We start from the raw sequence: 14,727 nt of genomic DNA, 5'->3' as shown, positions 1-14,727 counted from the left end.
CGCCGGGGTGCCGGCGAGACCGCGGACTACTGCCGGCGGCCGGCGATCTCGGCGGCGATCGCGGCACCGAGCGCCGTCGTCGTCGATGCGCCGCCCAGGTCCGGGGTGAACGGCGCAGCCGCGGCGCCCCTCCCGAGCACCGTCTCGATCGCCGACAGCATCGCCGCGCCCGCCTCCGGATGCCCGAGGTGCTCGAGCATCATGGCGCCGCACCAGATCTGGCCGATCGGGTTGGCGATCCCCTGCCCGGCGATGTCCGGCGCGGACCCGTGCACCGGTTCGAACAGGCTCGGGTGGCGGCGCTCGGGATTGATGTTCGCGCTCGGAGCGATGCCGATCGTCCCGGTACACGCCGGACCGAGGTCGGAGAGGATGTCGCCGAACAGGTTGCTCGCCACGACGACGTCGAACCAGTCGGGGTGCAGGACGAAGTTCGCGGTCAGGATGTCGATGTGGAACTGGTCCCGACGCACCGAGGGGAACTCCGCCCCCATCGCGGCGACGCGCTCGTCCCAGTAGGGCATCGAGATCGAGATGCCGTTGCTCTTCGTGGCCGACGTCAAGTGGCGTGCGGGTCTGCGCTCGGCGAGCTCGTAGGCGTAGCGGAGGACGCGATCGACACCCGTGCGGGTCATCACGGTCTCCTGGACGACGAACTCCCGGTCGGTGCCCTCGAACATGCGCCCGCCGATCGACGAGTACTCGCCTTCGGTGTTCTCGCGGACGACGTAGAAGTCGATGTCTCCGGGTTCACGGCCGGTCAGTGGGCTCATGACTCCCGGCATCAACCGGCACGGGCGGAGGTTCACGTACTGGTCGAACGCCCTGCGGAACTGGATCAGGCTCCCCCACAGACTCACGTGATCGGGGACGATCTCGGGCCAGCCGACCGCGCCGAAGTAGATCGCGTCGAAGCCGCTGAGGGTCTGGAACCAGTCGTCCGGGAGCATGCTGCCGTGCCGGACCCAGTAGTCGGCGCTCGCGAAGCCGAACTCCTCGAAGTCGAGTGCGATGTCGAAGGCGGATGCCGCGGCCTCGAGCGACCGGATCCCCTCGGGCACGACCTCGGGGCCGATCCCGTCGCCGGCGATCACGGCGATGCGATGGGCGGGCTGGGTCATGGGGTCTCCTCGAGGATCACAGGACGTCGCGGGCAGCGGGATAGTGGCACGCCACGCGCTGGCCGCCGCCGAGGTCGACCAGTTCGGGCACCTCGGCGGCGCACCTGTCGGTGGCCTTCCAGCAGCGCGTGCGGAATCGGCATCCCGATGGCGGCGAGACCGGGCTCGGGACGTCACCGGTGAGCACGATCCGCTCGCGCGCACGCTCGATGCGGGGATCGGGAACCGGGATCGCCGAGAGCAGCGCCTGCGTGTACGGGTGCATGGGGTGCTCGTAGAGCGTGTCGACGGGCGCCTCCTCGATCAGCTTCCCGAGGTACATCACCCCGACCCGATCGCTGAGATGCCGGACGACCGACAGGTCGTGCGCGATGAACAGGTACGTCAGGCCCAGATCCCGCTGGAGGTCATCCAGGAGATTGAGCACGCCGGCCTGCACACTGACATCCAGCGCGCTGACCGGCTCATCGAGCACGATGACCTCGGGCTGGACGGCGAGCGCCCGGGCGATGCCGATGCGCTGACGCTGACCGCCGGAGAACTCGTGCGGGTAGCGATCCGCATGGGCGGGGTTGAGCCCGACCATGTCGAGGAGCTCGAGGACCCGGCCGGACTGGTTGCGACGGTGCAGTCCGTGGATGCGCAACGGCTCGGCGAGCGTGTCGCGGACGGACTTGCGCGGGTTCAGCGATGCATACGGATCCTGGAAGACGAACTGGATGCGTCGGCGCAGGGCCTTGAGCCGAGTGCCGTGCACGCGCGTGATGTCGGCGTCGTCGAGGCGGATCATGCCCGAGGTCGACGATTGCAGCTTCGCGACGCTGCGCCCGAGCGAGGACTTGCCGCAGCCGGACTCGCCCACCAGGCCGAAGGTCGACCCGCCGGCTACCGTCAGGCTCACGTCCGACACGGCGTGGACGACCTCCTTGCTTCGGCTGAAGAGCCCGCCGCCCACCGGGTACTCCTTGACGAGGCTGTCCACCGTCAACGTGGTGCTCATACGACCTCCTCCCGCCACTCGCCGACTCTGACGCAGCTGACGGTGTGCGTTCCGCCGACGTTCACGGGCGGAGGCACCACGACATCGCAGCGGCCGGCGACGGCGTGCGCGCAGCGCGGCGCGAAGCGGCATCCCTCCGGCCATTTCGTCGCGATCGGCGGCTGACCGGGGATCTGATACAGCCGCTCCTCGCGGGAGGAGCGGCGGTCCAGCCGCGGCAGCGATGCGAGCAGTCCCGAGGTGTAGGGGTGCCCGGTCTCGTAGAACAGCGGGTCGACGTCGGCCGCCTCCACGACACCCCCCGCGTACATGACGATGACCCGGTCGGCGATGCCCGCGACGACTCCGAGGTCATGCGTGATCACGACGACCGTGGTGCCCGTCCGGCGCTGCACCTCGCGGAGCACCTCGAGCACCTGGGCCTGCACGGTGACATCGAGCGCGGTCGTGGGCTCGTCGGCGATGAGCAGATCGGGCTCGTTCGCGATGCTCATCGCGATCATGACGCGCTGGCGCATGCCGCCGGAGAACTCGTGCGGATATCGCTCGATGCGCTTCTCCGGCGCAGGGATGCCGACGAGCGTCAGCAGCTCGATCGCCCGGGCGCGCCGCTGCTCTCGACTGGTGTCCGGTCGGTGGACGCGGACGGCTTCGATCAGCTGCTCGCCGACGGTCGCGACGGGATTCAGCGCCGTCAGCGCATCCTGGAACACGATCGCGATCTCGTTGCCCCGGACCTCGCGCAGCTCATCGTCCGACAGACCGACGAGCTCGCGGCCGCGCAGCCTGATCGAGCCGGACACGACGGCGCTCTTGGGCAGGATGCCCATGATCGCCATCGCGGTCATCGACTTCCCCGAGCCGGACTCCCCCACGATTCCGAGCGTCTCTCCCGAATGCAGGGTGAACGAGACGTCCTCGATCGCGCGTGCGGTTCCCGCGTCGGTCGTGAACGCGACCGAGAGGTGCTCGACCTCGAGCAGCGGAGCATCGGCGCTCACAGGTTCTTCCCCTGCGGGTCGAGGGCATCGCGCAGCCCGTCGCCGATGAAGTTGACACACAGCACGGTGATCAGGATGAACAGGCCGGGGAAGTACAGCAGGTACACCTGCGGTGTCCCGACGTACCCCGCGGCCTGGCTGAGCATCGAGCCCCAGCTGGTCTGCGGCGGGCGCACACCGAAGCCGAGGAAGCTCAGCGTGGACTCCGCGATGATCGCCGCCGCGACCGCGAGGCTCATCGCGACCGCGATCACCCCCGCGAGATTCGGCAGCAGGTGGGAGACGATGATGCGCATGTTCGAGGCGCCGATGCCGCGCGCGGCCTCGATGAAGTCCTTCTCGCGCAGTGAGAGCACCTGCGCGCGAACGACACGCGCGATGTAGGTCCATCCCAGTGCGGTCAGCGCGAACACGATCGTCGTCGGGGACGGACCCAGGCCCTGGATGATGACGGCGAGCAGCGCGATCGCCGGCACGATCAGGAACAGGTCGGTGATCCGCATGATGAGTTCGCCCACCCATCCGCCGGCGAAGCCGGCGACGGCCCCGAGGGCGGTGCCGACGACGGTGGCGAGGAGGGCGACGCTCAGTCCGATCGCGAGCGAGATCTGCCCCGCGTACAGGATCTCGCTGAGGTAGTCGCGGCCGAGCTCGTCGGTGCCCAGCCAGTGCTCCGCGGACGGCGTCGTCGGTCCGAGCAGCAGATCCTGCATCCCCTGCGGGTACGGCGCGATCCACGGTGCGCCGAAGCACACGATGAGCAGGACGATGAGGATGATGAGGCTCGCCAGCGCGAGCCGGTGGTGGACGAAGCGCTTGATCAGCTGCCGCGTCGATCCGGCCGAGGTCGACTGCTTCTCGAGCAGCTCCTCCTGGCCGGTCAGTCCCGCCCCGCTCATGACAGTCTCACTCTCGGGTCGAGGATCGCGTAGCCGACGTCGGCGGCGAGGTTGCAGAGCACGACGGCGATCGCGACGACGATCATCCACGGGAGCAGGACGAACACGTCGCCGGCCACGAGCGACTGCAGGAACAGCCGCCCCATGCCCGGGATCGCGAAGATCTGCTCAGTGACGACGAGGCCGCCGATCAGGATGGCGGCATCCAGTGCGACCACCGTGACGAACGGCGCGAGCGAGTTGCGCACGGCGTGGCGCCAGATGATCTCCCTGCGGGGCACGCCCTTCGCTCGGGCAGTTCGGACGTAATCGCTCGAGAGGGAATCCAGCATCGCCGTCCGCCCGAACCGGCTCCAGGAGGCGACCAGCGCGATCATGAGCGCGGCGACCGGCAGGATCAGGTGCCGGACGTAGTCGAACACGCCCACCTCGGACACCGGCGGCAGTCCGATGAAGAACAGTGGAGGCTCGTCCAGGCCGAACGTCTCCTTGGGCCAGACGGCGAGCGCCTGGATGAGGATCAGCCCGAACCAGAATGCCGGCATGGCGATCCCGATGTAGGACGCGCCGGTGAAGACCTGGTCGCCCAGCGAGTACTGCCGCACCGCCGAGAAGACGCTGATGGCTCCGGCGACGATGACGGCGACCAGCAGCCCCCAGAAGGCGAGCTGCAGGGTCGGCCACAGCGCGTCCCCGATCAGCGGCAGCACCGGTGTGCCGGTGCGGGTGCTGATGCCCCAGTCGCCGGTGACGAAGGCGCGGAGCCAGAGGAAGTACTGCTCGAACACCGACCGCTCGAGGCCGAGCCGCTCGATCTCCCGCTGCAGGGCGGTGGGATCCGCGGTCTGGCGCAGCTTCGCGAGTGGATCGAAGGTGGAGCGGACGGCCCAGAAGAGGATGAACGATGCGACCAGGATCACCGGCAGCGAGTACAGCACCCGCCGGACGATGAAGCTGAACACGATCTCTCCTGGGCCGATCCGGCGTCAGTCCGCGATGCCCCAGGCGGCGAGGTTCCAGAAGGGGCCTTCGACCGGGTTGATCTCGAGCGGTCCCCCCACCTTGTCACTCCACAGCAGCACGAGCGGCACGGTGTCCAGCGGAAGCGACGGGACGTTCTCGGCGATCACCGCATCCGCCTCCTTGGAGGCCGCGATGCGCGCGTCGACGTCGAGCTCGGTGTCGACCTGCGTGAGCAGCGGGTCCAGCTCCGGGATGGACACGCGGTAGAAGTTGATCCCGGAGAATCCGTTGTCCGCCGAGGGGATGTTCGTCGAGAGGAACGATGAGCTGAGCGTCGGATCCGCGAACGTGTCCACGAGCGCCCAGAGCCCGGATTGGAAGTCGCCCTCGGGCGCGATGGTGCCGAACAGGTCCGCGGGGGTGACCGAGTTGATCGTCATCTCGAAGCCGGCCTCCGCGAGCTGGGACTGCAGCACCTGAGTGGTCAGGTCGCGTCGCTTGTTGCCCGCGAGGGTCTCCATCGAGAAGGTCGCGGTCTGCCCGTCCTTCTCCCAGATGTCATCCGAGTTCTTCGACCATCCGTCGCCCTCCATGAGGTCGGCGACCTTGTCGAGATCCTGCGTGTACTCCGCGAAGTCCTCGGCGGCGTATGCCCCCACGATCGGACTGTTGAAGCTCTGCTGGGGGGTGTCGATGCCGAGGCTGCCGAACAGGCGCTCGACGATCGCCTCGCGGTCGATCGAGTAGGCGACCGCCTGCCGCACGGCCTTCGAGTCGAAGGGGAACGCGGCGTTGTTCAGCCAGATGGCCTCGAGCGAACCGCTGCGGGAGTCGATCTGCGAGTTGATCCCCGTCAGCCCTCCCTCGATCTGGCTGATTGCGTCCAGTTGGGGTGACGGGTAGAGCACGTCCACCTGAGCGCTCTTGAGCGCCTGGAACGCGGCGGTCGTGTCGGGCAGGAACAGGAAGGTCACCTTGTCGAGCTTCGGCTTCTCGCCCCAGTAGTTCTCGTTCGGCACGAGGGTCGCCGAGGTGCCGCGGTCCCACGACTCGATCTTCCACGGGCCGCCGCTGAAGTCGTAGCCGTCGGTCATGATCGCCGCGCGGTCCTGGCCTTCGAGCAGATGCGCCGGCAGCACGCCGTACACGCTGAACAGCGTCCGCCATCCGGCATAGGGGGAATCGAGCGTCACGACGGCGGTCTGGGGGTCGGATGCGTCGACGGATGCGATGCGGTCGTAGCCGGTCTTGTCGAAGATGTCATCGCCGTCGCGGATCTGCAGGGCGGTGTACTCGAAGTCGGCGGACGTGATCGGGGTGCCGTCGGACCAGACCGCGTCGGGATTGATCTTGTACGTGATCGTCATGCCGTCGCCTGCGGCCTCGGCGACGGGCTCCTCGGCGACGAGGTCGGACGCGACCGGCGTCCATTCGTCGTCGACCAGCCGGGTCTCGAACACCGTTGGGATCGTGGGGATCTGCATGATGTACGTGCCCCAGATCGACCCTGCGCACGTCGCGATCCAGTCGACGCAGTCGGGCTCCTGCTCGGCGCCGATGACGATCTCGCCGCCGGTCTGCACGTCGGTGGCGGCCGGCTCCGGCGTCGAACCGCCGGCCGAGCACGCGGCGAGCGAGCCGACGAGGGCTGCGGTCAGGAGCGCGGCCGTGACGGCCTTGCGAGAGCGGATGGGGAGGCTGTCTTGCGGTGACTTCGGCATGTGCGGAACTCCGTGATCGTGAGATGACGTCGGGTGCGAACTGCAGGGGTGGAGCCGGGCGGTGCTCCGACTATAAGACGGCTCCGCACCCTTTAGCAAGGGTTATAGTCAACGTTACTGATTAGAGATCGTCCGACGTGCTCGAAGCGGCCGCATCCGACCATGCCTCGCCCCGGATCGCGCGCAGCGCGAGGTCGGCCATCCGCCGCTGAGTGTGCTCGAGCATGGCCAGACCCGTGGGCTCGTGGCCGCCTTGGAACACATCCATGACGACATCCCCGCCCCGTGCGGCCAGGTCGTCGACGAATCGCTGCACGCCGACGATCGGCGTCCGTGTGTCGATCGAGCCCTGGTTGATCCACACCGACGCGCGCACGTCGTCGACGTAGGTGACGGCCGAGAACCGCTCGACCATCTCCGGGGGCACCCATGTGGACCAGACCGTGCGGACCGCCGGATTCATCGCCGCGATCGCAGCCGACCACTCCGCGACGGCGACATGGGCGAGTCCGCCCGCGAAGAGGTCGGGGAGGCGTCCGACGCTCAGCAGAGTCAGGTGGCCGCCGAAGGACGCGCCGGTGATGAACGTCGACGCCGGGTCCGCGAGGCCCCGACCGCGGAGCCAGCCGACGGCTGCGGCCACATCCTCGATCTCCCGATCGCCGCCCGAACCCCAGAACCCCTCGCGGAACGCGCGACCGAACGTGACGGATCCGCGATAGTTCAGCGACGCGTAGGCGAAGCCCGCGTCGATCCACGCCTGGGCGGACGGATCGTAGGCGTCGACGGCGACCAGGTTGGGGCCGCCGTGCACCTCGAGCACGGTTCCGATGGGCTCGCGGCCGGCCGGCAGACCAAGCCACACCTGCACGCGGGTCCCGTCCGCGCTCTCGACCATCGCCGAGGTGAAGGGCACTCCCGGGGGAGTCGCTCCCGGCGCGACGAGCGATCGGACCGAGCCGTCCACGGCGAGTCCGGCGATGTGGAGCGGGATGGCCCAGCTCGATCGGACCGCTCGCACCTCGCCGTCGGGAGCGAAGTACGACGCCCACTGGAAGGGATGCAGATCCGCGACGTCAGGATCCGCGAAGCTCCCGCCCTCGAGGACGACCTGCGAGGATCCGTCCTGCTCGTCGAGCACGAGCAGCCGGTGCACCCCGTCCTCGACGTGCAGCGCGAGCACCCTCCCCGTCGGCGCGTGCCAGTCCAGAGGCATCACCTCACCGCGCAGGCCCGGCAGGTCGAAGTCGATCCGGTCCCCGGTCCGCACGCCCCAGATCGCCGGACGGGCGAAGCCGCTGCGCTCGGTGCTCACGAGCACGCGATCGTCGCCGATCACGGATGAGAAGCGGACTCCGCGAACCGGGCCCTCCGGCAGGTCGTCCAGGACGGCGACCGTCTCCAGCGACCTCGTGTCGATGATGGTGAGCGCCGGCCGGCGGACACCCGGATTGTGCTCGGTCGTGTCCACCGACACGAGGGCGCCGTCGGGAGAGATCTGGCCGTACCACGCCTCGACCGGGTTGCTGTAGACCACCCGTGGCTCGCCCCATGGCGCGGCCGGGATGACCAGGACGTGGAACCCGGCCTCATCCACGACGGTGGCGACCACCGCAGAGCCGTCGAAGCTCGCCTCGAGTCCCCGCAGCACGAACGGCTCGCGCCCCGGTGTGAGATCGACCACCTCGGTGCCGTCGACGGATGTCGCCACGAGGGATCCCACTTCAGAACCCCCGCCGTCGTCGAGGTCCACCACCCAGCGGCCGTCCCCGGTGAGCACCGAACCCACGCCGACGGGGAAGGGCAGCAGAGCGGTCGGCTCTTCCCCCGCTCGCCACACGCGCGCCCTCGAACCCTCGGGATGGTCTTCGATGAGCAGCGCGAGATCGGCCGAGCCGACCACTGGGCGCACCGTCAGCAGACGGGGAGCGGCGAATCGGGCAGCGATCACGTCGGCATCCGGATCGGTGTGGGCAACAGTCATCGTACGACTCCTTCACATCATCGTCAGGCACGTTGACTATATCATTGGCTATCATTGCGGAACGCGGTTGCGATCAATCATCGTCGTTGACTAGCACCGTGTGCGCCGTGGGGTACCGTGATTCACACCGGGACCGCCGGCGCACGCGGACGCGGCGGAAGTGGAGAGAGGCGATGGCGACACCGAAGGCATCGAAGACGAGTGCCAAGCCCGCGAAGACAGCGGCCAAGGGCACTCGACCGCGGCGGGCTCGCGACTCGCTCAGCCGCGAGATCATCATCGCCGCCGCAGACGCGGTCGTGCAGCGCGACGGGCTCGACCGGCTCACCTTCCAGGCGATCGGCGAAGAGCTGGACGCGCATCCGACGTCGATCTACCGTCACTTCCGCGACAAGGACGAGCTGCTGCTCGCCCTGATCGACACGCTCCGCGCGCGCTCGTACAGCGGCGCGATGATCGCGACCGACGACTGGATGGCCGACCTCCGCGCGCAGGCCCATCTGATCCACGACCACTACATGCGCTATCCGGAGTTCGCCCTGCAGATGGCGCTGCGCCGCCCGACCGACTTCACGTCGATGGAGTTCTCCATCGGCGCGCTGCGCCGCGGCGGCTACGGACCCGAGCAGTCGGCGCTGTACGCGCGCGCACTCGGCCAGCTGATCCGCTCGGCCACGAGCATCCAGGCCGCTCTCACGGCTCTTCCCGAGGATGTTCGGGATGCCGACGACCTCACCTGGCAGATGGACTTCCGGCGGCTCGACCTCGAGCAGCATCCGAACATCGCGTGGGTCGGATCGAACCTCCCCGGCATCCGCGATCCGCGTGCATGGGAGACCGCGCTCGACCTGCTCCTGGAGAGCATCGAGCGCCACGCTCCTGCGAACTCCGGCTGAGTCAGCCCGTCGATCCGCCGGCGATCTCGTCGATGATGCCGGAGACCAGATCGATCCGCTCGAGCATCGAGGCGATCGAGATCCACTCGTCGACGGCATGAGCGCCTCCTCCTCTCGGGCCGAGCCCGTCGAGCGTGCGAGCGCCGACTGCTGCGGTGAAGTTGCCGTCGGAGGCACCGCCTGCTGACACCGCTTCGACCGGGGCCTGGCCGAGCCGAGCGGCGACCTCGCGGGCGATCACGAGCAGCTCGCGGGAGGAGTCGTCCTCCATCGGGGGACGGTTGATGCCACCGCTGAGCTCGAGCGCGACATCCGGTGTGAATGTCGTGAGCGATCGCATCGCAGCGTCGACGCGCTCCAGCTCGCCCATCGTCCAGGCCCGCACGTCGATCTTCACCTCGGCATGATCGGGGATGACATTGGTGGCCGTGCCCGCGCTCGCAACGGTCGGACTGACGGTCGTCCCGCAGGCATCGTCGGCGAGCGCGGGGAGCGAGAGCACCTGGTGAGCCAGTTCGGTGAGGGCGCTGCGGCCCTCCCACGGGTCGAGCCCGGCGTGCGCGGCGCGCCCGTGCACCTGGAGGCGGTAGATGCTACCGCCCCGGCGAGCGACCTTGACGGCTCCGTCGAGGCTCGGCTCGAGCACGAGCACCGATCCGGCGCGTGCCGCCTCGCGTTCGATCAGCCCTCGCGATGTCGCAGATCCGGTCTCCTCGTCGCTCGTCAGGAGGACGGCGACCTTCCCGGAGTGCGCTGCGAGCGCAAGGGCCTCGGCCATGATCACGATCCCCGCCTTCATGTCGAAGACACCGGGGCCTGTCGCCCGATCGCCGTCGAGGCGGTACGGCCGTTCGCGAGCGGTCCCGAGTGGAAAGACGGTGTCGAGATGCCCGAGGAGCAGCACCTCGGGCGCGTCGCCGCCGCGCCAGAGGAGATGCGCCACGCCGCCGACGGTCTCGACCTCGCCGTGGGCACCCACGGCTGCATCGATCCACGACCTCACGAGTCGCTGCGCCGCCGCGATGCCGTCGCCGTAGTCGGTCGGCGTCTCGGCGGTGACGAGCTCCTCCAGTCGCGCCAGGACGCGCGCGGGATCTGCGGCGCTCACCACGACACCTCCGCGCTGCCGAGGAATTCCGCCAGCGCGGCCGCGGTCGCTTCCGGCGCCTCTTCGGCGAGATAGTGGTCGGCTGTGATTCCGGCGCCGGACACGTTCCCCGAATACGGCCGCCACGCGTCGACCACGTCGAAATTCCGGCCCACGTAGCTCGCGGTGCCCCACAGCGCCAGCAGCGGAGCGCTGATGCTGCGCGAGGCCAGACGATCCGCGCGGTCGTGATCCAGGTCGATCGACGCGGCTGCGCGGTAGTCGGCGCAGGACGCGTGCACGGTGTCGACGTCGAAACAGCGCTCGTACTCGGGATACGCGTCGGGCATGAGACCCTCCCCTGCGAGGCTCCGGCCGGTGAACCGGCTGCGCAGCCACGCCTGCGGCGCGGCGGTGATGAGCGCCTCGGGCAGCCCGTCCTCCCGAGCGAGGAAGAACCAGTGGAAGTAGCTCGTCGCCATCGCCAGGTCGACGTGCTCGAACATGTGCAGCGTCGGCACGATGTCCAGGACCGCGAGCGCGACGACGGCGTCGGGGTGATCCAGCGCCATCCGGTGCGCGACGCGACCGCCGCGATCGTGCCCGACGACGGCGAACCTCTCGAATCCGAGCTCGCGCATGAGCACCACTTGGTCGCGCGCCATCTCACGCTTCGAATAGCGTTCACCGCGGGGTTTCGCGGAGTCGCCGTAGCCCCGCAGGTCGGCTGTGACGACCGTGTGCGTCGTGGCGAGGGAGTCGACCACGTCTCGCCACATCGCCCGCGTCTCGGGATAGCCGTGCAGCAGCAGCACCGCCGGGCCGGCGCCGCTCATGTCTGCCGCGATCCGGATCCCGTCGCAGTCAACGGCGAGGGGGGACATGTCGTGCGAGGGTCGCATCGTCGCCCGCCTCTCTGTGTCGCAGTTCCAAGTCAATTGCGTTGACTATAGCAATGACTTGCGATTTCGGGGACCTGTTCCCCAACGGAATGCTCAATGGATCCGGCGCTGACCGAGCCCGGTCCAGGGGTTGATCGGGTAGAGGCTTTACGATTGCCCGGAGGCGCCGATCCGACGGTCGGAGGCGCCGCCCTTCTGCCGGGGACAGACGATCGTGACCCAACCAACCCCCAACGGTGCGCGCGCACACCGCGTATCGCCGCGCGTGCGACGCCGCCGCCGCTTCGTCGCGTTCACCGCGGCGATCGTCCTGGTCGCCGCGATCATCATCGCCGTCGCGGTCACCGTCGCCAACCTCGGACGCTCGAACGACTCCGCAGCCCCGCCGATCGAGCCGCAGGAATCGGCGAGCCCGACGCCCGATTCGACGCCGCTCACTGCGTCGGAGCAGCTGCTCGCGTCGACCGACGATCCGAACGCCTGCGCGGTGACCTTCGCCGGCGACGGGATCACCGAGGCGCCTGTGCTGCAGACGCAGGGAGAGCTCTACGCAAAGCTGCCCGTGCCCCAGCGGGACGGGCTCGTCTTCGCGGGCTGGTATTCCACGCCGGAGGATGCCGCAGCCTTCACGGTCGCGAACCGCATCAACGGATCCGAGCCGGTCGCCTGCACCGACCGGCAGATCACGCTCAACGGATCGTGGAAGACGCCCGAGGAGAACGCGGCCGAGGAAGCCGCCATCCCGATCCTGATGTACCACCAGTTCACGACCAAGCCCGAGGGCGAGGAAGGCTGGCTGCGAGGGAACTACGCGTACATCGGGGATTTCGAAGCGCACATGGAGCACATCGCCACCGGCGGGTTCTACCTGCCCACATGGGATGAGCTGAGCGCCTTCATCGACGGCCGTCTCTTCCTGCCCACCCACTCGGTGATCATCACCGACGACGACTGCGACATCTCCTGGCTGCAACTCGGCATGCCCATCGTCATCGAGAAGCAGCTGCTGACCACGGCGTTCTGCATCACGGTCGACGGGACCGGTCCCTCGCCGTCGATGTACGTCCAGCAGCGCTCGCACACGCACGACATGCACACCGCCGGTGCCAACGGGCAGGGACGCATGGTCAACTGGACCGCCGACGAGATCGCCGCGGACATGGAGCAGTCCGCCGCGATCCTCGGCGTCAAGGAGGTCATGGCGTACCCGTTCGGCCACTACAACGAGACCGCCAAGGAGGGCCTGCGCAAGGCCGGCTTCGAGATGGCGCGAACGATCGAGCCGGGCTATGTGACCATCGGGACGGACAAGCTCGCGATGCCCACGGTGCGAATCAACTACGGCATGGGGCTCGACGCGCTCATCGGCCTCATCGGCTGATCCCCGCATGTACGCGAATGAACCTCTCGTCCTGGAACTGACGGCGCTGCTGAAGGCCCACGGCGTGAAGGACATCGTGATCTCGCCGGGGAGCAGGCATTACGCGTTCACCCGGACCCTCGAGAACGACCAGGATTTCCGCCTCCACTCGGTGGTCGATGAGCGCTCCGCGGCGTTCTTCGCGCTCGGGCTGATCCAGGCGACCGGCGAGCCGGCGGTGACCATCTGCACGTCCGGCACGGCAGCGCTCAACTACGGTTCGGCACTGGCCGAGGCAGCCGCTCAGAAGCTGCCGCTGGTCGCGATCACCACAGACCGGCTGCCCGAATTCCTGGGGCAGAGCGAAGATCAGATGATCGACCAGCCCGGACTGTTCGACAGATTCGTCCGCTATGCGGGGAATCTGCGGCCGATCTCCAACGAACGCGACCGCTGGTACTGCAACCGGGTCATCAACGAAGCGCTCGTCGCGGCTCGCGAGGGCGGCGGAGGTCCGGTGCACCTCAATGTGCCGATCGCGAGTCACAGCGGCGTGCCGTTCAACAAGCTGCATCTCCCCGACGTCCGCGTGATCACGCGACACCGGCTCGATCGCGGCGCGCCGGACTGGACCGCGCTCGCCGAGCGAATGTCAGGCAGACGTGTCCTGCTGGTGTGGGGGCAGGGCCCGCGGCCGAGTGAGCGCGCCCTGGCCGCCGGCGCCGCGTTCACCGAGGTGTTCGACGCGGCCGTGATGGCAGACCACCTCGCGAATGTGCACCTACCCGGTGGCATCGACAATCCGCTCGCATTCCTGCACCTCGCAGCGGCGTCGAACCCCGATCTCGCGCCGGAGGTGGTGCTCACCTTCGGCGGGAACATCGTCTACAAGGACGAGCTCAAGGCATTCGTCGGTCGCAGCAGGCACGAGCACTGGCAGGTCGATCCGGACGGCGCCGTCGCAGATCCCTTCCGATCTCTGACCGACGTCATCCAGTGCCGTCCCGAGCAGTTCCTGCAGAGCGTGGTCGCTGCGCATGCCGGCGCACCGGCCGCAACCGGCTACGCGGATCGGATGCGGAGCACTGCCGACTCGATCGCAGCGACACCCACCGAGCACGGCGAGCTGACCGCGATCGGCACCCTGGTGCGCGCACTCCCCGAGGCGAGCGCGCTCCACATCGCCAACAGCGCTCCGATCAGGATGGCTCAGCTGTACTCGATCGATCCGACGGTCGACGTGTTCTGCAATCGCGGAGTGAACGGGATCGACGGCTGCCTGTCCACGGCGATCGGCTATGCCGCGGTCACGGCGAAGCCGACGTTCGTGGTCATCGGGGATCTGACCTTCTTCTACGACATGAATTCCCTGTGGATCCGCGATACTCCGGCCAATCTGCGGATCCTGCTGCTGAACAACGGTGGCGGGGCCGTGATGCACGTGCCGCTGCCGGCCAATTACTCGCCCGTGGCCGGACGCCATGTCAGCGCGGAGCACGGCCTGAGCGCCCGCGGCTGGATCGAGTCCCTCGGGATCGAATACTCGGCGTCCTCCACCGCCGACGCCACGGCCGACGGAGTCGCATGGCTCACGGACATGACCGCGCCCGGCCCGAGGGTGCTCGAGGTCTTCTCCGAGAAGACGGCGGACATCGCGCAGCTGAAGGCCTACTACTCCCTGCTCGGCGGGGGTGAGCGTGCGCTCAGCCTCCGTCAGCGGATCAGGAGATTCGGCGGAAATCTGCTGCGACGGCTCGGGCTCCGGTGAATCCACCGGTCCGCTGACCGCGAGG

The 14,727-nt window shown here is 68.5% G+C and carries 12 protein-coding genes; 3 read left to right on the top strand and 9 right to left on the bottom strand.

Translation table 11 applies throughout. The features are described from left to right. Positions 1–26: 26 nt before the first annotated feature. The 7 genes from BM349_RS02290 to BM349_RS02260 form a co-directional block, all read right to left on the bottom strand. A complete protein-coding gene (locus BM349_RS02290) occupies positions 27–1,121 on the bottom strand; it encodes a tartrate dehydrogenase (protein ID WP_091702139.1) in 1,095 nt (364 codons plus the stop codon). Between the two features lie 16 nt (positions 1,122–1,137). Then, the gene (locus BM349_RS02285; protein ID WP_091702135.1) at positions 1,138–2,121 is read right to left on the bottom strand and encodes an ABC transporter ATP-binding protein; all 984 of its coding nucleotides are present in this window, start codon (positions 2,119–2,121) and stop codon (positions 1,138–1,140) included. After that, entirely contained in the window at positions 2,118–3,122 is a 1,005-nt protein-coding gene (locus BM349_RS02280; RefSeq protein WP_091702131.1) for an ABC transporter ATP-binding protein, read from the bottom strand. The genes BM349_RS02285 and BM349_RS02280 overlap by 4 nt, the downstream gene beginning before the upstream one ends. Continuing rightward, positions 3,119–4,021 carry an ABC transporter permease gene (locus BM349_RS18885; RefSeq protein ID WP_091702127.1) on the bottom strand — a complete coding sequence of 301 codons (903 nt, stop codon included), beginning with the start codon at positions 4,019–4,021 and terminating at the stop codon, positions 3,119–3,121. The genes BM349_RS02280 and BM349_RS18885 overlap by 4 nt, the downstream gene beginning before the upstream one ends. Next, positions 4,018–4,983, bottom strand: coding sequence for an ABC transporter permease (locus BM349_RS02270; protein WP_091702124.1), 966 nt, complete (start codon positions 4,981–4,983; stop codon positions 4,018–4,020). The genes BM349_RS18885 and BM349_RS02270 overlap by 4 nt, the downstream gene beginning before the upstream one ends. 24 nt (positions 4,984–5,007) lie before the next feature. Then, positions 5,008–6,705, bottom strand: coding sequence for a peptide ABC transporter substrate-binding protein (locus tag BM349_RS02265; protein ID WP_091702121.1), 1,698 nt, complete (start codon positions 6,703–6,705; stop codon positions 5,008–5,010). Between the two features lie 121 nt (positions 6,706–6,826). Further along, positions 6,827–8,689: a S9 family peptidase gene (locus BM349_RS02260; protein WP_091702119.1), complete on the bottom strand. Its 1,863-nt coding sequence runs from the start codon at positions 8,687–8,689 to the stop codon at positions 6,827–6,829. Positions 8,690–8,862: 173 nt separating this feature from the next. Here BM349_RS02260 and BM349_RS02255 point away from each other — a divergent pair, with 173 nt between their 5' ends. Further along, positions 8,863–9,585, top strand: coding sequence for a TetR/AcrR family transcriptional regulator (locus BM349_RS02255; protein ID WP_091702114.1), 723 nt, complete (start codon positions 8,863–8,865; stop codon positions 9,583–9,585). A 1-nt stretch (position 9,586) separates the two neighbouring features. Here BM349_RS02255 and BM349_RS02250 read toward each other — a convergent pair whose 3' ends face one another. Continuing rightward, positions 9,587–10,693: a M20 family metallopeptidase gene (locus BM349_RS02250; protein ID WP_217645636.1), complete on the bottom strand. Its 1,107-nt coding sequence runs from the start codon at positions 10,691–10,693 to the stop codon at positions 9,587–9,589. Then, complete coding sequence (locus BM349_RS02245) at positions 10,690–11,556, bottom strand: alpha/beta hydrolase (RefSeq protein WP_217645635.1); 867 nt, start codon at positions 11,554–11,556, stop codon at positions 10,690–10,692. The genes BM349_RS02250 and BM349_RS02245 overlap by 4 nt, the downstream gene beginning before the upstream one ends. 232 nt (positions 11,557–11,788) lie before the next feature. On the opposite strand from BM349_RS02245, the gene BM349_RS02240 reads away from it, so the two are divergent. Further along, complete coding sequence (locus tag BM349_RS02240) at positions 11,789–12,955, top strand: xylanase (protein WP_254773687.1); 1,167 nt, start codon at positions 11,789–11,791, stop codon at positions 12,953–12,955. Positions 12,956–12,962: 7 nt separating this feature from the next. Next, a complete protein-coding gene (menD, locus tag BM349_RS02235; protein ID WP_091702098.1) occupies positions 12,963–14,702 on the top strand; it encodes a 2-succinyl-5-enolpyruvyl-6-hydroxy-3-cyclohexene-1-carboxylic-acid synthase in 1,740 nt (579 codons plus the stop codon). The last annotated feature ends 25 nt before the right edge of the window (positions 14,703–14,727 follow it).

This window comes from Microbacterium sp. cf046 (assembly GCF_900114345.1).
Lineage (GTDB): Bacteria > Actinomycetota > Actinomycetes > Actinomycetales > Microbacteriaceae > Microbacterium.
Note: the sequence above shows the minus strand (reverse complement) of the source record. Positions and strands in the feature narration are given on the sequence as shown.

Excerpts from the sequence above, each read along its gene's own strand:
- BM349_RS02290 (WP_091702139.1), bottom strand. The coding sequence starts at position 1,121 with ATGACCCAGCCCGCCCATCGCATCGCCGTGATCGCCGGCGACGGGATC.
- BM349_RS02285 (WP_091702135.1), bottom strand. The coding sequence starts at position 2,121 with ATGAGCACCACGTTGACGGTGGACAGCCTCGTCAAGGAGTACCCGGTG.
- BM349_RS18885 (WP_091702127.1), bottom strand. The coding sequence starts at position 4,021 with ATGAGCGGGGCGGGACTGACCGGCCAGGAGGAGCTGCTCGAGAAGCAG.
- BM349_RS02265 (WP_091702121.1), bottom strand. The coding sequence starts at position 6,705 with ATGCCGAAGTCACCGCAAGACAGCCTCCCCATCCGCTCTCGCAAGGCC.
- BM349_RS02260 (WP_091702119.1), bottom strand. The coding sequence starts at position 8,689 with ATGACTGTTGCCCACACCGATCCGGATGCCGACGTGATCGCTGCCCGA.
- BM349_RS02255 (WP_091702114.1), top strand. The coding sequence starts at position 8,863 with ATGGCGACACCGAAGGCATCGAAGACGAGTGCCAAGCCCGCGAAGACA.
- BM349_RS02245 (WP_217645635.1), bottom strand. The coding sequence starts at position 11,556 with ATGTCCCCCCTCGCCGTTGACTGCGACGGGATCCGGATCGCGGCAGAC.
- menD (WP_091702098.1), top strand. The coding sequence starts at position 12,963 with ATGTACGCGAATGAACCTCTCGTCCTGGAACTGACGGCGCTGCTGAAG.